General features: G+C 69.4%; 1 protein-coding gene (only partly in view). It reads right to left on the bottom strand.

This entire window lies inside a single protein-coding gene on the bottom strand: locus LPT13_RS01935, encoding an SdrD B-like domain-containing protein. The 66612-nt coding sequence extends 8955 nt beyond the window's left edge and 35776 nt beyond its right edge, so the window shows coding positions 35777-57657 — codons 11926 (partial) to 19219 (complete); the first complete codon in reading order (the gene reads right to left) occupies nt 21877-21879. The start codon and the stop codon both lie outside this window.

Raw genomic sequence — 21881 nt, 5'->3', positions numbered from 1 at the left:
GCCCTGGACGTTGGCCAGGGAGGCGGGCTTGGCGTCGGCCACGGAGCCGTCGGCCAGCACCCACTCGACCGTGTAGCCGGCCGGGATCTGGTTGATCGGGTCGTCGGCGGTGCCGTCGCCCTTGGGCACGTAGTACCACTGGGTGGCGAGCACCTTCTGGCCGGCGATGCCGGGCTCGTCCGCGTCGCGGATGCCGTCGGAGGCCGTGTTGTCGTCGGACTCGGTGTCGTCCCACACCATGCCGTCGATGGTCTTCTGCGGCACGACGTACAGGCCGCTGTTGACGTTGGAGCGGCCCGTCACCTGGTTGGCCACGTCGTAGAGGACGCCGCCGATGGTCTTCACGTACGGCGTGTTGTCCGCCGGGGTGGCGGCGTTGGCCGTGATGATGAAACCGGTGGACTGGGCGTAGAGGTTGTCGTCCTGCTCGCCCGCCGCCTTGAACTGCGGGTAGCTGGTGATCGCCTGCTGGCGCAGCACGTCGCGGGCGGCGTCGGAGTCGTCGTCGGTCGGGGCGGCGGCGCTGTGGTAGGCCGTCAGCACGTGGCCCTCGGGCAGGCTGGGCAGCGTCACGCGGTACGCGGCGATGGCCAGCACGTCGTCGGTGGCCTCATCGGCCGCCTCGCCCGGGTAGAGCGGCGCGCCGTCGGCGTCGAACTGCACGTAGGGCAGAAGCTCGGCGAAGGCGTACACGCCGTCGAGGTTGGCCGTGGCGTCGTGGCCGGTGTGGGTGCTGGCATAGCCGGCGTAGCCCACCACCACGGGCTGCGGAGTGGTGGCGATGACGTTGCCGTCCTCGTCCTTGACCTCGACGTCCTGGAGCTCCGTCACCTTGTCGCCGAAGTTCGGGTTGCGCACCCAGGCGCCCGTCACCTTGCCGGCGCCGTCGCGCACCAGCTCGATGTCGTCGATGAGCAGGCTGCCGTCGGCGGCCTTCACGTCGAAGTCCCGGGTCGGGCGCAGCTGCTGGCCCTTGTTGTTGGCCACGGCGTCCGCGGTGAACACGGTCTCGCCGGCGTTGGCGGTGCCGGAGAGGTAGTACCACTGGGTCAGGCGGACTTCCTGGCCGTTGATGCCGTACTCGCCGGCGGTGCCCACTTCCTGGGCGCCGTCGAAGTCGGCGTCGAACCACACGGTGCCGCCCACGGTGGAGGTGCCGAAGTAGCCGTAACCGGCCGACAGCTGATCCTCGTCGCGGCCGGTGGCCATGTCGAAGCCCACCGTCGTGGTGGTGCCGTCGGCATCCGTGCGCGTCTGGAGCACCCGGTAGTTGTCGTCCTGGGTGTAGGCGGTGACGTTGCCGGCCAGCACGATCATGCCGTCCAGCGTGGAGTTGGAGGTGTTGTTGACGCCCCCGGTCACCTCGTTGCCGGCCGCGTCGACGCCGTTGTAGGTGTCGTCCATGAGCGCCTGGCCGGTCAGGCTGTTCCAGAACAGCGGGTAGTTCGTGTTCGCGTAGGTGTTGTCGGCCACGGCGCCGGCAGCGGGCTGGTAGGCCACCTTGGCGGGAGCCTGAAGCTGCGTGCCGATGATGTGGGCCGTCGAGTTCTGGCCGGTCGCGGTCTCCTCCTCCTTGGTGACGGGGAAGTTGATCGCGGTGGCGTCGGTGCCGCCCTGCACCTCCACCGTGTAGCCGGCGAGGTACTCGGTGCCGTCCACGGCCACGTAGACGGGCAGGCGATCGAAGAGGTAGTAGCCGTCCAGCGTAGAGCCGTCGGCCGCGGCGGCCTGGGTGAGCGTCGAGCACTCCACCGCGCCGGCGCGGGTCGACGGGGCGCCGGCCACGCGGGCCATGGCGGTGAGGGCCGCCGTCGACGCGGAGCGGGCCACGCTCGCCTTGCTGGCGACGCGGTTGGTGAAGTCCTCCACCTGGATCCAGGTGCCGCCGTTGCCGGCGTCGGCGCCAGTCGCGGGCTTGAAGTACCACTGCTTGAGGATGACCTTCTTGCCCACCAGGCCCTGCTCCTCGTAGGGCTTGCCGTCCACGGTGAACTTGTTGTTATTGGCGGTGTCGTACACGCCGTCGTAGTTGGCGTCGGCCCACACGTAGCCGCTGATGAAGTGGGTCGGGATCTCCATGATGCCCACGTCGTTGTGGCTGCGGTCGGCGCCCTTGGCCCGGTCGTAGCGCAGCGTGGCCGGATGGCCGTCGTGGCCGGCGGCCTCGGCGGTCATGCGATCCATGCCGGTGGGAGCGGGCAGGCGGCTGTAGCGGTCGGACTCGTCCTGGTTGGGGTTGAACGAGTTGCCGGCGGCCACGACGTTGCTCGGCTGCGAGACCACCGACACCTTGGTCGGGTCGGCGTTCTGGGCGCTGGCCAGGTAGTCCGCGGTGTCCTCCACGTTCAGCAGGACGGCGTACTCATCGGCGGCCATGGCGTAGCCGGTGGTGTACACCAGGTCGGAGTCGTTCTGGTAGTCGGGCACGGTGCCGTCCACGCCGGGGTCGTCCACCTTGATGTTGGCGGCCAGCAGGTTGCGGCTGCGGAACTTCTCGTCGGTCAGGCGCACCTTGTAGCCGTAGACGACCACCTTGAGCGTCGCGCCCTCGGTGCCCTCGGCCACCACCTTGCCGTCCTTCACCCAGCGCAGGTCAGAGCTCTTCAGCGTACCGAAGGTGAAGGCGCCGTTGGCGTCGGTCAGCACGTTGGCGTAGCCGTAGCCGTCCAGGTTGTAGATATGGTAGCCGTCGGCATCGAGCGCGAAGCCCTGGCCGTCGACGGAGGCGCCGCCGCGCTCCCAGTGGCCCACGCCGGGCACCATGTCGTTGCGCGCCGACGCGTACTGGTCGCGGAACTGGGCGGGCGCCTGATCAGCCCACTGGTCGTCCCACTGCCAGGTGCCGGCGCCGTCGGCCACGTAGCAGTAGCGCTCGAGCGACACCTGCACGCCGGCGATGCCGGGCTCGGCCGTCGGGCCGGCCACGTCGTCGGGGTAGGTGTTCTGGATGCCGTCGTTGGACTTGTCCAGCCACACCTTGCCGGAGATGGACTGGTACGGCGGAAGCACCTCGCCCACGTCGCCGCCATGGTACAGGCCGGATCCGTCGGGCACCTCCTTCATCCAGTCGTAAATGACCTTGTCGGAGGACATGTTCTCGTTCTTGTCGACCGTTTCGGTGGTGTTACCCGCCTCATCAGTCGTCTGGGACAGGATGATCTGGCCGTTGAGCTGGCGATCGCTCGTGTCGTTCTGCTTCTGCGAGTTCTGCTGGCGCACGATGTAGCCGCCAGCCACGCCGATGTTGGCCGCCGTGAGGTTCTCCACGTCGGAGTCGGTGGCCACGAGCGGGTTGCCCGCGGCGTCGAGCGCGCGATGGCGGGTGAGCAGCCACGTGTCATTGCGGCTGCCGGCCACGCCGTCGACGGCCAGGTCGGTGTCGGTGGCGGCCTTCGGCAGGTCGAGGGCCGCGGTCTGGTTCATGAACGGCACCTCGACGCGGTAGGCCGCCAGGTAGAACTCGTCGGCCTCGCCGGTCTTGGACTGCACCACGCACACGGTGGGCAGCTTGTCGAAGAGGTAGACGCCCAGCTCCTGGCCGCCATTGGCGACGTTGGAGCCGTCGGACGTCCACACCTTCACGATGCCGTTGCCGTGGTACTCAGAATCGGTCACGTAGGGATGGTGCACGCCGTCCTCGCCGGTGAAGGCCGTGTAGCGGTCCTCGCCGAACAGGAGGTTGCGCAGCCACACGCCCTGGGCGAGCGTGCCGTGCGGATGGTCGGCGTCCACCGAGCCGGGCACGACGGCCGCGTCCACCACGGCCTGCGAGCCGGCCACCAGGTCGGCATGGCCCTCGGCGAACTGCGTCCACTTCTCGGGCGAGACGTAGATCCACTGGGTCAGGCGCATCTCGTTGCCGGCGATGCCGGGCTCGGCGTCGTTGTCGGTGACGGTCTTGCCGTCGACCACCTTGGTGGCCTGGATGCCGTCGTAGTTGCGGTCGTCCCACACGCGGCCGGCGATGTTGGCCTTCAGCAGCTCCACCAGGCCGGCGTCGCCGCCGTGCACCTCGGCCACGTTGGGCCGCGGCAGGTCGTAGCGCTTGCCGTTGTAGAAGGCCGTGGTGTTGGCCGACGCGCAGGCCGTGTTCATCTGGTACTGGCCGCGGTCGTCGCCGTCACCGTCGGCCGGCAGCTCGGCGGCCACGATGGCGTAGCCGTCCGTGCGCGGCGTGGTGCCGTCGTCGTTCGTCTCGCCGTCCACCTCGTCGATGAGGTTGATGAGGTTGCCGCTCTTGCGCAGGGCGTCGGAGTCGTTCGTGATGTCATGGCCGGCGTCCTGGTCGGGCAGCAGGCCCTGATGCGGGAAGGTGATGGCGTAGTCGGGCTCCACCTCGTCGAGGATGACGCGGTAGGCCGCCATATACAGCTTGTCGGAGGTGACCTGGGCCGCCTGGGTGCGCAGCGGGTCGGCGTCGCCGTCGATGGCGTCGACCATCACGCCGGTGCCGATGACGGGCTCGGCGGGCTCCTCGGGCTCGGTCGGCTCCTCGCCGCCGATGACCACGTCGCCCACGGGCAGGTTCACGTGCGCGCGGCCCGCGAAGTAGGGCTGGATGTCGGACAGCGCGGTGGTGGCCGCGTCGCCCTCGCCCGTGGTCAGCATATCCACGTAGACGTAGGGGGTCAGCTCATCGAAGCCGTAGACGCCGTTGCCGTCGGTCACGGCGCCCGAGAAGTAGCCGGCGTCGTCGATGACGGTGCGGCTGTCGAGAGCCACCGTGCCGCCGCTGCCGTCGACGGTCACGCCGGCGGGCAGCTCGGACACGTTGGTGCGGTAGCTGAACGTCTTGGACCTCACCCACACGCCGTCGGCGCTGGTGGTGCGGTCGATGTCGTTGGTGTAGGCGTCGGCCGTCTCCTGGTAGCCGGCCGCCTTCAGGGCCTCCACCATATCGCGGCCGTCCGGGGCCTTAGTGCCGTTGGGCACGAAGAACCACTGGGCCACCTGGAGCGTCTCGCCCGCCACCAGCTTGTCGCCGGTCTTCTTCTCCCCCGCCGGCAGCGTGCTGTCGTCGGTGTAGAAGCCGTCCACGTTCTTGTCCTGGAAGACGAAGCCGCCCACGCGCCCGGTGCCGTAGAAGCCGAAGCCGCCGTTGAGGTTGGCCTCGTCGCGGCCGAGCGTCCAGTCGAAGCTCAGGCCCTCCGAGGTGACGGTGGTGGCCGGCTGGCTGTTGGCCTCGGCCTTGCCGGCCAGCACGATCATGCCGTCCAGGGTGTACTTGGTGTAGTCGACCGCCGCGTCGCCGGTGCCGGCGGCGTAGGTGTCCTGGGCCGCCAGCTCGCGCCACTGCAGCGGGTAGTTGTTGGCGGTGTAGGGCGTGGTCGCGCCGTCGGCCAGCGTGCCGGCCGCGATGACGTCCTGGCCGTTGTAGGCCTGGGAGTTCACCACGTCGGCCGCCACGTCCGCGGGCGTGGCGTCGTCGGCGGGCTGCTGGTAGAGCGTGGCCGGGACGCCCTGCATGGCGTCGGCGGCGTTGCCGCCCCACAGCTCCACCGTGTAGCCGGCCAGGTACTCGGCGCCGGGCTGGGTGCCCTGGTGCGCCTCGGCGTAGCGGGTCGGCAGGTTGGCGAAGGTGTAGCGGCCGGCCTCGGCGGCGGCCGTGCCGTCAGCCGTGAGCACCCAGACGCCCTTGTGCGTGGCGTCGAGGGTCGAGCCGGGGATCACCTTCATGGCGGCGGCGCCGTCGGTCGGCGTCTGCACGCCGTCCTTCAGCGCGGCGTCGGTGTAGGCGTCGTTGCCGAAGTTCACGTTCTGATGCCACACGCCGTCCTTGAGGTACCACTGCTTCAGGATGACGCGCTTGCCGGCCAGGCCGGGCTCGCCCGCATCCCGCAGGCCGTTGTAGTCGGTGTCGGCCAGGTTGGTCACGCTGCCGCTCGCGTCCTGCCACACAAGGCCGCTGATGGACTGCAGCTTGGGCTTGCGCAGGCCGCCGTCGTTGCCGTCGCGGTCGATGCCCCAGGCCAGGTCGTAGGTGCGCAGGGCGCTGGTCACGTCGGCGGTGCCGGCCGCGGCCTCGTCCTTGCGGTTGTTCGGGTTCTTGGAGTTCAGGCCGGTGAAGCCGTTGGACTTGGGCGAGCACTTGCCGTCGGAGAGCTGCAGCAGCACGTCGTACTCGTCGGCGCCCATGAGGTAGCCGTCGGCGTACACCAGGTCGGAGTCGGCGTCGCGGTCGGTGCCCTCGTGGAGCTTGGCGGTGCCGTAGTAGCGGTTCCACCAATCCAGGTCGGTCACGCGGGCCTTGTAGGCGTACACGACCAGCGTGCGGTCGGCGCCGGTGCCCACCCACTCCTGGCTCATCAGGTTCGGGAAGGTGTAGGTGCCGTCCTCGTCGGTCTGCACCGTGCGCGGCACGTCCGCGTCGGCAGCGCTGGCCGAGCCGGCCGGGTTGTCGTCGCCCAGCCCCACGGCCGGGTCGGCGTCGTAGGCGGCCCACTGGGCGGCGCTCGCCCAGGTGGACTTGGCGCCGTCGGCGGCGTTCCACTTGTCGTCGCGCAGCCACTGCGCGTCGGCCGGCAGCGTGAAGGTGCCGTCGGCGTTGAGCGTGGCCTTGATGAAGTAGCGCTCGAGCGTCACGTCCAGGCCCACGGCCGGATCCTCGGCCGCGTCGCGGATGCCGTCGTTGCTGTCGTCGAACCACAGCTGGCCCGTGATCTGCTGGATGGGGGCCTGGGTCTCGCCCACGTCGCCGCCGCGCACGGTGGCCACGCCGGCGTTGCCGAACACGTCGGTGCCCTGGGCGGCCTTGGTCCAGTCGTAGACCTGGCCGGCCGTGGTGTCCATGGCCTGGCCCGCGGGCAGATCAACGCAGCCGTCGCCGTTGGCGATGGCGCCGGCCGGCAGGTTGCGCTCAGCGGCGAGGATGACCTGGCCGTCGTTGGCGCGCGTCTGCATGCCGGACTCGTCGTAGCTGCCGCCGATGACGATGCCGCCGGCGATGCCCTTCGCGGTCACGTCGGCCGCGTCGGAATCCGCCGTCACGTCCACCGGCGCGCCGGCGTTGTCGACCACGTGGTAGCGGGTGAGCAGCCACTGGTTGTCGCTGCCGTCGGTATTGGCCTGGTGCTCCACGTCGGCCAGCTCCAGGCGGTAGGCCGCCAGGTAGTGTTGGTCGTCCTCGGACACGTAGGCCGTCGGCAGGTTGTCGAAGTAGTAGGTGCCGTCCTCGGCCGTGGTGAGCGCCAGCACGCCGTCGACGCGCGTGGCGCCGGCGGTGGCCGCCGTGTGCAGCGTGCCCTTGGCGTCCACGACGTTGCCCTTGGCATCGGCGTAGACGTAGGCGAGCGTGTCACCCGTGGCGTTGCCGGCCGGGGCGTCCTTGGTGTTGCCGTCGTAGAGGATCGGCGCCACCGGGGCCGCGCCGCGGTTCACGTCGTCGCGGTTGGAGGTGTAGCGGTCGAGGCCGAACTGGGTGTTCTGCACCCACGCGGCGCCGTTCCAGTACCACTGGGTGATGAGGATGGCCTCGCCAGCGATGCCGGGCTCCTCCTCCACCGCGGTGGTGCCGTCGGGCAGCGCCACGGTCTGGGAGTCGCGGATGCCGTTGTAGGTGCGCGCGTCGGCGCTGCCGAAGAACGCGTCGTTCCACAGCATGCCGGTGATGGAGGCACGCGGCACGCGGAACAGGCCCACGTCGCCGCCGCGCTGGGATCCCATCGGGTCGGGCACGTCGTAGTCCACGGTGCCGGACGCGCCGGAGCCGTAGGTCAGCTGGTACTGGTGGCCGTCGCCCGCCTGGGCATGGTCGGACACCAGCACGTAGCCGTCGGTGCGCCACTGACCCTGGACGCCGTCGAAGAACTCCTCGCGGATCTCGATGGTGCCGTCCGGGTTGCGGATGGCGTCGCTGTCCAGGTCCTCGCGGCCGAGCGTGCCGTCGGTCACGGCGTTGCCCTTGCCGTCCGTGCCGTCGGGCTTCGAGGGCTGGGACGCCGGCTTGTCGGTGCGGTTGATGACCGTCGAGCCGTCGGGGGCCGTCGTGGCCGTGGCCGTCTCCACCTTGATGCCCACCGAGGGGCGCGTCAGCGAGAACTCGGGCGCGATCTCGGTCAGCACCAGGCGGTAAGACGTGATGTAGAGCTTGTCGGTGGTCACCTCGTGCTCGTTCTCGAGCGGGTTGGTACCGGCCTTGGCGCCGGGCTGGCGGACGACGTTCTTGCCGCCCTCGGCCTCGACGTAGACGAAGCCGGTCAGGTCGCTGAAGGCGTAGTGGCCCAGGTTGCCGTCGGCGCCGGAGGTGGCGGTGCGCACGTAGCCGGGCACCTGGATCCAGGCGCCGACCACCTTGCCGTCGATGACCACCTCGCGCTGGGCGGCGCCGGCCACCACGCGCTCGCCGTCGGCGGGCTCGAAGGTGTCGTTCTGGCCGTCGGCGTCGGGCACGTAGTACCACTGCGTCAGCGTGACGATCTTGCCGTCGATGAGCGGCTCGCCGGCGACGGTGTTGCCGGCGCCGTCCACGGTGGCGCCGTCGAAGATGCCGTTGAAGTTGTCGTCCTGCCACACGCGGCCGCTGACGGTCGTCGTGCCGAACAGGCCGAAGCCGGCGTTCATGGCCAGCTGGTCGAACCCGACGGAGAAGTCGAAGTCCACGTCCACCGTGGGCGCGGCGTCGTCGGCCTTGGCCTTGCCGGTGGCCTGGACGCGGTACTGGCCCTGGGTGCCGCCGAAGCCGGTCATCGCGCCGGCGGTGGCGTCGGCCGTGGTGGGCACGGCCAGGACGATCTTGCCCTCCAGGCTGGCCTTGGCAAACGCGTTCGCGGCGCCCGCGGCCGTGGCCTCGGCCTGGGTGGTGTGCTCGTTCCAGCGCACCGGGTAGTTGCCGGCGGCGTAGGACGCGTCGGCGTTCTGCGCGGCGCTGGCCACGTTGGAGTTGATCGGGTCGGTCGCCGGGTCGATGGCCCAGCTCTCGTTGCCGTCGGCATCCACCTGCATGCGGGTGGCCGGCAGGCCGTTCATGGACTGCTCGGCGGTGGTGTCGTTGCCGAGCACCTCCACCGTGTAGCCGGCCAGACGCTCGATGGCGGCGCCCTTCACGCCGTCGGTCGTGGCGCGCGGCGTGACGTGGCGTGCCGGCAGGCCGGAGAAGTCGTAGGCGCCGTCGGCGTCCGTCAGCACCCACACGCCGCCGAGGGCCGCGTCGTAGGTGGCGTTCGGGATGACCGCCGCGTCGGCGTTGGCGCTCTTGTTGGCGCCGGCCTGGGTGTAGTAGTCGTTGCCGAAGCTCGTGTTCTGCTCCCAGGCGCTGGTCTCGGCGTTCCACAGCCACTGCTTGAGGATGACCTTCTTGTTGGCGTAGCCGGGCTCGTCCTCGGTGGTCGTGGTGATGTTGCCGGCGCCGTCATCGGCCGTCACCTCGCGCTGGGTGGTGCCGTCGTAGTCGGTGTCGTTGAACACCACGCCGGCGATGGCGTTGCTCACCGGCTCGCGCAGGCCGGCGTCGTTGAAGGCGCGGTCGGCGCCGAGCGCCAGGTCGTACACGAGGGTGCGGGTGGACGTGATGCCGTCGGCGGTCACGTTGTGCCAATCCAGCAGGGCCTCGGCCGTCACCTCGTTGGCCGTGCGCGCGTCGTTGCGCACGACGCCCGAGGCCGGGGTGTAGGCGCCCGCGGCCGGGGTGGCCGCATCGGGGTTGGCCGCCACCGCGTAGCGGTCGGCGGAGTTCTGGTTGTAGTTGTTCGAGCCGGGCGCGGCCAGGTGGTTGGTGGCCGGCGCGTTGTCGGCCTCCACCACGTTGAGCAGCACGTCGTACTCGCCCGGGGCCATCAGGTAGCCGTCGGCGTAGAGGAGGTCGGAGTCGATCTGGAAGTTGGCGTCCTTGGCGCCCTGGCGGTACTTCGCCACGCCCAGGTTGCGCTCCCAGAACTTCGGGTCGATGACGCGCAGGCGGTAGCCGTACAGGGTGATGGTGTCCGGATCGCGCTCGATGCGGGTCACCGTCTGCTCGTTGTCGTCCTCGTCCGTGACCGTGTCGGTCACCTCGCGGGTGGCGCCCTCGGCGTAGACGTGGCTCGGCAGGTCGCCGAAGCTGAACGTGCCGTCGGCGGCGGTCGTCGTCGTGCGGGCGAGCGCGCCCTTCTTCAGGCCCACCGTCGGGTCGGCGTCGTAGGCCGCCCAGTTGTCGGCCCAGGCCTCGTCGCGGGCCCACTCGGCGCCCGCGGGCACGGCGAAGCTGCCGTCGGCCTGCTGCTCGGCGGTGATGACGTAGCGCTCGAGCGCCACGGCCAGGCCCTCCACCGGGGGCTCGCCGGGCACGGCGGGCGTGCCGGCGGCGCCGCCCACGCCGGGCACCGAAGGCGTGCCGGCGTCGTAGAGGCCGTCGTTGCCGTTGCCGGCGTTGTCGCCGTCCATCCAGACGAAGCCGCCGATGGACTGGCGCGGCGCCTGGACCTGGCCCACGTCGCCGGCCTGGACGGGCACGGCCACCGCATTGCTGTTCTCATCCGTCACGGTGTCGGGATCCATGATCCAGTCATAGGTCTCGGCCTGCGGGCCCATGCCCTCGCCCGCAGGCAGGGTGATGTGGGCGTTCACGTTCTTGCCCGCCTGGGCCGCCTGGGCCAGGATGACCTGGCCGTCGTGGCTGCGGGTGGTGCGGTTGGCGTCGGTCGCCGGGTCGGCGCCGGTACCGTCGGAGGCGTCGCCGGCCGTGGTGTCGGCCACGCGGCTGGCGATGACCATGCCGCCGGCGGTGCCGTCAGTGCCGTCGGTCTTCACCGCGGCCGCCACGTCGGAGTCGGCGTCGACGGAGTTCGAGCCGTTCACCACGGCGTTGGTGGCCGGATGCCCGGCCGCCGCGCCGGTGTCGTGGTAGCGGGTGAGCAGCCAGTCGTTGTCGGTGCCGTCCACGGCGTTGGAGCCCGGCTGGCCGTACAGGTCGGCCAGCTCGGCGCGGTAGGCGGCCAGGTAGTACTGGTCGTCCTCAGTCACGTAGACGGTGGGCAGGTTGTCCACGGTCCACTGGCCGTCGGCGTCGGTGGTCACCATGAGGATGCCGGCGGACGCGTCGGTGCCGTCCGCGTTCGTGGACTGGTAGGCCAGCGGCTTGCCGGTGGCGCGGTCGAACACGTAGGGCGCCAGGGCCTCGGTGGTGGCCTTCCGGTACTTGTTGGAGGTGTAGGTGTCGCTGCCGAACTGCTCGTTGCGCACCCACGTCCCCGTGCCGGACTGGGCGCCGGCGGTCATGGCGTCGGGCACCCAGTACCACTGGGTCAGGTAGATGGTCTGGCCCGGGATGCCGGATTCGCCGGCGTCGCGCTTGCCGTTATAGCCGGTGGCGTAGTCGTAGGTGAAGGCGTCGTTGAAGCCGGTCTTGGCCGGGTCGGCCCACACGCGGCTGCCCGTGTCGTCCCACACGCTGCCGGTCAGGCTCGTCCGCGGGATCTTGATGAGGCCCACGTCGCCGCCTTGCTGCGCGAACATCGGGCGCGGCACGTCGTAGCGCACGCCGTTGTACACCTGCTCGTACTGGTAGGTGCGGTAGTCGGTGGTCACGGCGTCGTCGCCGTCGCCCACCGTGTCGGAGTTGTGCATGGAGCCCTTGGCGGCCACGATGACGTAGCCGTCGGTGCGCCACGTGCTCGGCTTGCCGGCCGCGTCCTCGGCCTTCTGGTCACGGTCGTCGGCCTGGTAGGCGTCGTTGGTGTTCTTGTCGTACTCGTCGAAGGTGTGCTCGGCGTTCCAGGAGTTGTCGAAGTACTCGGGGATCACCTGGATGACGCGGTCGCCGTCGGTGCGCACGCCGTCGGAGTCCGAGCCCTCCAGGGTGGAGCCGGGCACCACGATGGAGCTCAGGTCGCCCAGGTTCTTGTCGCCGACGTTGATGCCCACGTGGGCCGTGGTCAGCGAGTAGTCCGGCGCGGTGTCGGCCAGCGTCAGGCGGTAGGCCGTCATGAACAGCTGGTCGATGTAGGCGGCGTCGGCCTCGTTGGCGTTGGTGGCCTCCTCGACGCCGGTGGTGTCGTTGGGCTGGAGCACCTTGAAGTCGTTGCCGGTGATGACGGCCGGGTCGTCGGCGTCGGCGCCCGGTGCCACCGTGGCCGCGCCCTTCACGTAGACGAAGCTCGGCAGCTGCTTGAAGGCGTAGGCGCCCGTGGCGTCGGTGGTCACGTCCTTGCGGGCGAAGGTGGTGCGGTCGTCGAGCGCGCGCACCCACACGCCGTGGGCGGGGTCGGTCGCCTCGTCCAGCACGAAGTGCGGCGTGGCGCTGGCCGCGTCGGCCCGCAGCGCCGCGATCAGGTCGGAGCCGTTGTCGAGCAGCGTGCCGTTGGGCACGTAGAACCACTGGGTGATGGAAAGCGTGCCCTGCGGGATGAGCACCTCGCCCGGGTTGAGGATGCCGTCGAAGTTCTGGTCCTGCCACAGCTTGCCGGACACGGTGGTGTAGCCGTACTCGCCGAAGCCCGCGTTCATGCGGGTGTCGGACTGGGCGCGGCTGAAGTCGTAGACCACGGTCTGGTCGCCGTGGGCGGCCACCTCGGCGCCGGCGGCCTGGCCGGCCGTGGCGGCGGAGCGGGTCTGCTCCACGTAATACTGCTTCTGCGTGCCGCGCGCCACGTCGCTGCCGGCATCATTACGCTTGCCGGTAGCAAAATTGCGCGTGCCGGCCGTGGGCTGGGCCAGGGCCTGGGCGGCCAGGATCAGCTTGCCGTCGAGGGTGGCCTTCACGGTGGCGTCGTCATCGTCGGTGACCTGGACGGTCATCTCGTTCCAGCGCACCGGGTAGTTGCCGTCCTCGTAGTCGTTGAAGTTGAGCTTGTCGGCCTTGGCCGCAAGCGCGCTTATGGCCTTGGAGTTGCCGGCGTCGGCCGTGCCCTGCTGCAGGAGCGTCGCGGGCAGGCCGGAGATGGCCTCGGCGTCCTCGGCCTCGGCGCCGCCGAGCACCTCGATGGTGTAGCCGGCCAGGTACTCGGTGGCGGGATGCGCCACGTCGGCACCCTCGGCCCGGCGGTCCATCACGTAGCGGGCGGGCAGGTTGGCGAAGGCGTAACGGCCCGCCATCGCGGCGGTGCCGGCTCCCTCGGTGAGCGTCCACACCGCGCCCAGGCTGCCATCATGGGTAGCCTGGGGGATAGCGCTCGTCAGCGCGTGGGGCAGCGTGGCGTCGCCCACGGCGGTGGCGCCGATGGCCTGGGTGTAGTTGTCGGCGCCGAAGTCGTCGTTGCGCACCCACTGCCATATATAGGTGTCCGGGTCGGCCGCGGCCAGCTCGGAGGAAGTCAGCACATGCAGCTTCTCCTCCTCCGGCTTCGCGGGCTCGGCCTCGCGGCCCCGGCGGCCGGCCGGCACGACCGGCTCCTCGGGCTCTTCGGCCTCCACGGCCACGGGAGCCCAGAACCACTGCTTGAGGATGACGCGCTTGCCGGCGATGCCCTGCTCGCCCTCGGTCGTGGTGCTGTCGTCGGCCGTCACGGGGTCGGGCTCGTAGATGCCGTCGTAGTCGGCGTCGTGCCACACGATGCCCTCGACGGACTCGAAGGCAGGCTCGCGGAAGCCGGCGTCGTTGCCGGCGCGGTCGGCGCCGCGGGCCATGTCGTAGGTGGTCGCGGCCTCGAAGGCCACGCCCGCCGCGGCGGCCGCGTTGGTGGTCAGCACGTCGGGCACCGCAGACGCCGCGTTCGGGCGGGCCGTCGTGCCGTAGCGGCCGTTCGCGCCGTAGCGGTCGGCCGTGTTCAGGTTGGCGTTGTTGGCGTTGGCCACCGCCGCGTCGTTGACGGTCGGGGACGATCCGGTGGCCACGTCGAGCAGCACCGTCACCTCCTCCGGCGTGCCGTCCTCGGCATGGGCCATCAGGTAGCCGTCGGCGTGGATGAGGTCGGAGTCGGCCGTCCAGTCCTGAGACGCCAGCGCGTAGCTGTCGCCCTGCAGGTACTTGGCGGTGCCCCAGTAGCGGTTCCACCAGTCGGTGTCGGTCACGCGCACCTTGTAGCCGAAGATGACGCGCTTGCGCTCGGTGGCGGGCTCGTCGCCCTCGCGGGCCGCGGGCTCGTCGCCGGCGGCGGCCACGGGCACGTCCAGCCAGCCCTGGGTCTTCAGGTCGTCGAAGCGGTAGGCGCCGTTCTCGTCGGTCACCGTGTTGTGGGTGGCCGCCACGGGCTGCTCGGGCTCGACCGGCTCATCGCCGTCGTCGCCCTCGCCCTCGCGGGTCGCGGGCGCATCCGGGTCGGGCGCCGGCGCGGGGGCCGTGTAGGCGCCGTAGTGGTTGTCGCCCAGCAGGCCCACCGTCGGGTTCGCCTGGTAGGCGGCGTCGTTGCTCGCCCACGTCGGGTCGTAGGTCCACGTGGCCTGCGGGTCGCCGACCACCTGGTAGTAGCGCTCCAGCGTCAGCTGGACGCCGGGGAGCAGCTCCTCGCCGTCGGCCAGGCCGCTCCAGGCGCCGTCAGCGCCCTTCACGCCGCGCATGCCGTCGTTGTCGGCGTCGTTCCACACGATGCCGGTGATGGACTGCGTGGGCGGCTTGACCTCGCCGGCGTCGCCGCCATGGACCACCTGCAGCGGCTTGTCGTCGTCACCCAGCACCGGGTCATCGTCGTCATCGAGGGTCTGGCGGTAGGTCAGCCAGTCGTAGGTCACGTACTCGTCGCGGCTCACCAGCAGGCCCGCGTCGGCGGCCTTGGAGGGGGCGGCCCCGGCGATCACATCGGATATCGGGATGGTCACCTTGGACGCCTGCAGGTCGATGGCGGTGGTGGCCGTCTCGACGTTGGAGTTGCGGGTGTCGTTGCTCGCGCCCGCCACGATGATGTGGCCGCTGTGGGCGCGCACGCCGTTCTTCTCGGCACCGGCCAGGGTCACCACGGCATCCTGCGCGGTGAAGGCCACGCCGCCGCCCACGCCGGGGTTGGCCGCGTCGCCCGTGGCGTCGGAATCGGCCTTGGGGTTGGTGCCCTGGTGGAAGCGGGTTAGCAGCCACTGCTCGTCGTCGGCCGCGGAAGCCTCGTCGCCGGCGGTGTTCTCGCGGTTGAACTCGCCGAGCTCCACGCGGTAGGACGCCAGGTAGTGCTCGCCGCCCGCAGACGTGTAGGCCGCCGGCAGCTCATCGAAGGCGTAGTTGCCGATGGTGGAGCTGTCGTAGGTGATGTCGACGATGGGGTTGCCCTCGTCGTCGAGCACCGGGTTGTCGTCGTCGTCCACACGCGGGGTCTCGATGGTCTTCACGCCATCGGACTTGACGGCGATGACGCCCTTCTTGCCCTCCACCTGCCACGAGCCGGTGGAACGCGGGCCCATCAGGGTCTCCTTGCGCATGGTGTCCTGGGTTCCGTCGGGCTTGAAGATGGCGTTGCCCATGTCGTCCACGGCGGGCACCATCTCGCGGTGCCACTTGCCCGTGGCCTTGTCGGTGCCGAAGGCCAGGCTGCGCACCCACAGGCCCGAGCCGTCGGTGGCCAGCTCCCAGTCGGCCGCCGTGTGGTCGGCGGTCACGCCGGCGGCGGCCAGGGCCGCGGCCTGCTCGTCGTCGGTCATCGCATCCCAGTCGCGGGTGGTGAAGTGGAAGTCACCCTCGTCGGCGAAGGGCACGTAGTACCACTGGGTCAGGTAGAGCACCTGGTCACCCAGGCCGGGCTCGGCCTCGGCCACCACGGTCTCGGCGTCGTCGTCGGCCTTCTCGGTGATGGCCTGGTCGCGCACGCCGTTGTAGGCGCGCTCGCGCATGGTCGCCTCGTCGGCGCCCGCAGGCGTGCCGTGGTAGGAGTCATCCCAGATGAACCCGTTGATGGTGGAGCGCGGCACCTCGGTCAGGCCCGCATCCCAGTTGTACAGGCGCGCCGCGTCGCCCAGGTCGTAGATGATGGGGCCGATCTCTTTGCCGGTCATGGGCTTGCCGTCGAGCATCTTGCCCGAGCCGTAGTCCTCCTCGGCCTCGTACTCGGCCTTCTCCCTCACGTAGTTGAGGTAGTCGGCCTTGTAGTTGGTGTAGTCGGTGTTGAGGCGCGTGTACACCAAGTTGGCAGCCTCGTGAGCCTTCGTGGCAGCCACGTAGTTCACGCTCATGGTCTTGTAGATGTTCTCGTAGCCCACGAACTCATCCGCCGGCAGCTTCATGACGATGCCGCCGCCCGACAGCAGGAACTCGTAGCCATCCGGACGCGCGTCCGGGCCCACGTAGGCCATCTTGTAGGCCTGCCAGGCGTCCTTGGTGTCGCTGCGGTTGGTCGAGGGCTGCGAGGGGTCGCTGCCCTCGCCCGTGCCGGCGATGGCCTTGGCCAGCACCACGTTGTACTCGCGGCACGGCTGGCCGTACTGGCCCGCCAGGGCGTCGGCGGCCGGGTTCTTGGAGGGCGTGGGCTCCACGAGCTTGCCCTCGCCGTCGTAGTAGCTGAAGCCCAGCTTGTCGCCCCACTCGCCCAGGAAGGCGCTCCAGTCCTTGGACCAGGTGGCCGCGGCATCGGTCTTGGCCTGGTCGACCTGGGCCTGGGTGGCGTTGGCTGCCGTCACGCCCGCGGGCAGGAACTTGGAGAAGTGGTACTTCTCGCCGTCCGGGTCGAGGGACTCGGGCGTCGGCGGCTCCTCCGGATCCTGCGGGATGGCGGCCAGGAGCGTGCTCACATCCTGGTACAGGGTGTCGAGGGCCTTCTCCACGGCCGCGGTGTCCGCGTAGCGGCGCGGCTCGTAGGCGGCCTTGAAGGAGCCGTCGGGGTCGTAGACGGTCAGGTTGACGGCGCCACCGGGGAACTTGAGGGCGCCGGCGGCCGGCTGCTGGCGGATGACGGTGCCCGCTGTGGCGCCGGCGTAGCCGCCGGCGTCGGCCACGAAGGTCACGCGGCCCGCGTACAGCTGCTTGTCGGGCACGTTGCCGGAGGCATCGGGGCTCGTGTTGGCCTTCTCGAGGGCCGCGATGGCCTGATCGAGGGTCATGCCCTCGACGGCGGGCACCGGGATGGTGGGGACGAGGGTCTCCTTCAGGTAGCCGGTGTCCTCATCGAAGACCTTGACCTCCTGGTCCTCGCGCGACGATCCCATGCGCTCGGGCAGCAGCGGCTTCAGGGCCTCGATGTCGCGAACGACCTTGTGGCTGACCGGGTTGGTCTCCACCTCGCCGTCCTCGCCGCCGAGGATGCTCACGATGTGCACGATGGTCTTGGTGACCGTCAGGTCGTAGGTGACCTCCACCGTCACGGACTCGCCCGGGTTCAGGTGGATGTTCGTCCACTGGACCGTCGGGTTGCCCTCGGCGTCGGTCGCGTTGGCGTTGACCGTGGCGCCGGCGTAGCTGCACGTCGGCGAGCCGGCCACCACCGTCACGTCGTCGCCCGTCGGGTACGGGTCGGTGATGGTGAGGTCCTGGGCCTTGTCGGACTCGTTGCGGTAGGTGGTGCGGTAGGACACCCGCTGGTGCTGGGTACCCTGCTGCATCTCGGTGTAGGGGGTCGGGTCGGACGTCTGCATGCCGATGCTCGACAGCACGATGTACTCGTCGGCGAACGAGCCGGCCTCGGGCTGCGAGCCCTGCTCGTTCAGGTAGTAGGTGAGCACCGACTCGCCCGTGGCGTTGGTGCCGTCCTCCAGCTGATCGTCGCCGGCCTGGCGCAGCACGGAGGTCTCCACCGGCTTGGTCATCAGGTCGGAGTCGGAGTCGATGGAGTTGCCCAGCAGGTTGCCGTGCTCATCGCGCATGAAGGCGTCGCGCACGGTGACGGCGTAGTCCTCGTCGAGGCTGGCCAGGTCGTCCTGGTCGATGCGCAGGCGGTAGCCCGCCAGGCGCTTGGTCTTGTAGTCCTCCTCCATCTCGCGCGTGTCACGCGGATCCACCACGAAGGTGCTCACGTCGCGGAACAGGTAGGTGCCGGCCGCGGCCGCGTCGCCCGTCCAGGCCTCGCGCAGCTCGTCGCCGGGCAGCAGGAACCACTCGTACTCATCGCTGGCCGTGACCTTGTCCTCCATCACGGGAATCTTGCCGAAGTACGGCGGCTCGTCCTTCGTGGCCGGGTCGAGCTTGATGTTGCCCTCGGCATCCTTCTCGAAGACGATCTCGTCGTTCTCGTCCACCTTCGGCACCGACTCGACCGAGAACTCCTTGGGCGCGTAGTACCACGTCTCCATCTTGACGCGCACGCCGCCGTTCTTCGGCCCCTGGCCGATGCCCTGCTCGTGGGCCTGCTGCACGCCGTCGTAGTTCTCGTCGTTCCACACGGTGTCGCCCAGGTAGCCCTTGGTGCCGTCGACGTAGCCCAGGGCCAGCTTGTTCTGGCGCTGGTAGCCCATCCACTGGTTGAGGTAGTCCTCGTAGATGGCGATGTTGTTCTCGTCGAGCGGGATCTCGGCCACGATGGGATAGGTGCGGGCCGACCCGGACACGTAGCGCAGGTCGTTGTCGGCCACCAGCGCCGAGGTGCCGTCGTAGGCGAAGCCCTTCTGCGGGTACTCCAGCGCGTTCTGGCTCCAGGTGTTCAGCGTCGGCTTGATGAGGCGGTTCTGCACCGTGTCCGACGTCTTGATGATGTAGTGCTTGCCGGCCTTCAGGCGGAACCGGAAGAAGCCGGTGTCGTCGGTGACGACGGAGGCCAGGTTGCCGTCGGCGTCCGTGGCGATGCGCGAGTCGATGGCGCCCGTCTCCGGGTGGTACTCGTAGACGTTGACGCGGATGCCCTCGAGGCGCTTCTCCTCGACGGCCGTGGCGCCCTTCATCTGGTCGACGGTGGTGCCCTTGCCCACGTTGATGGAGTCGAGCAGCGAGTTGATCTCGTTCACGTCCTCCAAATCGCCCGAGGCCAGGACGTCGTCGCGGAAGGTGACGCCCTCGAAGGTGACGCCCTGGGCGATGCCCAGCTTCAGCGAGGTCATCTTCTGGTCGTAGGCCTGGTGCACCGCGTCGTCATAGGACGGCGCGCCGTAGTTGGCCTTGTCGTAGGCGACGGCCTCCACCTTCACGGTGCCCGTGGTCAGGATGAGCGCGGCGTCGATGCCGGCGCGGGCGTCCTTCTCCACGCGCTCGATGGTCAGCTCGGTGTCCTTCTCGTTGGCGTAGACGTCCTTCTGGCCGATGGTCTTGGCCGTGGGCGAGAAGTTGTAGTACTCCTCCGGGAACGTGTAGCGCAGGCGGTAGTTGCCCGGCGCCAGGTTGGAGAAGATGAAGTGGCCGGTGTTGCCGTAGTAGTCGGTCTGCGTGTACACCACGTAGGGCGCGCCGGTGTCGGCGTTGATGTAGTTGCCCCACGCGTCGCGGCGCGGCTCGCCGGAGCGGGCATCGCAGACGACCCAGCGGTTCTGGTAGCCGGTGCCCTGGTTGTTGACCAGCTTGACCACCTCGCCGTCGCGGTTGACCGGGTGGCCGTACTCGTTGAGCAGCTCCACCTTCACGCCGTTGACGCCGGGGTCTTCCACCTGGCCGTCGTAGTCCAGGTCGACGAGGCGCGTCTGCTCCTTGCCGTCCACGGTGGCCACGGAGTTGTCGAAGCGCTCGGTGGTCACGTTGCCGGCGGAGTCCATGGTGCGGTTCTCGCCGCGGATGAGGTAGCGGCCGTTGGCGCTCTTCTGGTAGGCGCTGCCCACCACGTGCCCGTCGGCGCCGATGACCGGGTCGCCGTTCTTGTCGGTGGTGAAGCCCGCCACGTCGTCCTCAGGCGTCTGCGACCAGTCGGCGTCGAGCCACACGTAGTCGCCGATGTAGCCGCGCCCGTCGGGGGCGTCCACGAAGGCGGCCGCCTCGGGGCTCTCGTCGTAGTAGGTCTCGTTCTTGCTGGGGACGCTCGTGCGGTTGACGCGCGGCAGGAACGTGTTCATCTGCTGCACGGACAGCATCTGGTAGGCCTGCTGGCGGGCCTGCTCGGTGGCGTCCTTGTCCGACAGGATGTCCGACGGGTCCTTGTCCTTGTTGCCCAGGTACTTGGGCAGGTTGAGCGGGGCCGTCAGGTCCACCGACAGGCGCACGTAGCCGCGCGGCGGCACGACGATGCGCTGGGCCGCCTGAACCCAGATGGCGCGCAGCGCGTAGGTCAGCTCATCGCGGCGCTCGGGATGGTCGGCCACGTACTCCTTCAGCTCGGAAAGCGGGATGAGGTTGTACTCGCGCTTGACCTCCTCGGCCGACTTGGCGCCTGCGAAGCCGTTCTCCGCGTCGCCCTCCATGCCGTTGCGTAGCATCTCGATGGACTCGAAGACGGTGTCCTCGCGCTTGGTGAAGTCGGTCATGTCCCACTTCGTGTAGTCGAAGTCGGGCTTGGCCAGCTCGTCGGCCGGCGGGTAGTTGGGCCCGTAGGTGTACTTCTCGGTCTTGTCGTAGAGCCACATGAGGTCGTCCATGTCGCCCACCGACAGGTTGCCGTTGGCATCCTCGGTGTAGGGGCCGACCCAGACCTCCACCTCGTTGCCGTCGTCGAGGATCTTGCCGTCGGTCGGCAGGCCGTAGGCGGTGCTGGCGGAGAACTGCTTGATCTCGATGGAGTCGAGGTCGGTCACGACGCCGTTCCAGCGCGAGTTACGCGGCGAGGCGTCGCCGTCCTGGTTGGCGGCGCGAACGCGCTGGTCGCCCTCGTAGGGCAGGATGTCGTAGAACACGATGTCGTTGAAGTTGGCGGCCTTCTTGGAGTCGCCGTCGTTGTTGAGGATGTTGGACTGGTAGGTGTAGGTGGCGCCCTCGGGCACCGCCGCCAGGCTGGCCAGCGCCTCGACGTCGCTCGTCACCGTCTTGGAGATGTTGAGCGAGCCCTCAGCCTCGAACTCGAGCGCCTTGAGCTGCATCATGATCATCGACTGGCTGCGCTGGCCGTCCATGTTCACGTCGCGGGTGTCGGACACCAGGCCGCGGGTCGAGCCGTCGTTGGACGACGCGGACGGCGTGTAGGGCATGAAGTTGCCCGGCTTGTAGCCGTAGCCCGACGTCATCATCAGGTCCTCGGACAGCAGGTCGTTGTTCTCGCTGGAGATGGGCATGAGCAGCTCGACCACGATGCCCTGGCCCGGGCGCAGCACGCCGCGGGCGGTCTCCACGTATTCCTCACCCTGCTCGTTGGTGTGGGTGGTCTGCTGGCCGGCGAACTGCCAGCTCATGAACTTGCGCTCCGGCATGACCGGCTCGCCCGTGGAGGGATCGACGCTGCCGGGCTTGTCGCGCATGAGGAAGTCGCCGCCCACGGACGGGTCGTTCAGGCGCGGCGTGCTGGCAGACCCGGTGCCCAGCACGGTGCCGACCTCCAGGTAGTCGGTCATATCGGCCAGGTAGTAGGTCCAGATGGGCGTCTTGTCGTTGATGTTGGTGGCGTTCTTCTTGCCCTCTTGCTCGCTGATGTAGTTCCAGTCGAAGTAGTTGTACTGCTTGTCGGTGGTCACCTTCTCGTAGGGTACGTAGGTGAGCGGGCGCCCGGCCAGCTCGGCCTCGGCGTAGCCCTCCACGAAGGGCAGGATCTGGGATATCTGCGGGTTGCCGCAGTTGTCGGGCTGGTAGCCCTCGAAGCCCAGGGCCTCCATCTGCTCGGCGCTCAGGTTGGACAGCACGATCTTGTAGCGCATCATGCGGGACGTGCGCTTCTCGATCTTGTTGTTGCCGTCGCGCCACTGGTAGAGCTTGGCGTCGCCGGTGAAGTAGCCCTGGGTGATGGTCAGCGCCAGCACCGGGCTCTCAGGCGTGCGGATGAAGCCGGCGCGGGCGCGCTCGGTCTGCACGTGCTTGGTGTCGTCGTAGCGCGGCACGGCGCTCACGAAGTGGTTCGCGTGCACCTCGCTCGTGTCGGCGGAGCGCTTGGTGCTCATGTCCGGGCCGTCCTTGGAGCCCAGGCCCACGATGAGGTCGGATCCCACCGAGGACGAGAAGCGCACCATGGGGGCGTTGTCGGTGATGCCGCGGTGGATCTTCACCGTGGTGTCGGGGTAGTAGTTGCCCGCGGCGTCCAGGGCGTCCACCAGGCCGCGGTTGTTGACGCGGTAGTCCCAGCCCACGT

The organism is Adlercreutzia faecimuris (genome assembly GCF_022669055.1).
Lineage (GTDB): Bacteria > Actinomycetota > Coriobacteriia > Coriobacteriales > Eggerthellaceae > Enterorhabdus > Enterorhabdus faecimuris.
Note: the sequence above shows the minus strand (reverse complement) of the source record. Positions and strands in the feature narration are given on the sequence as shown.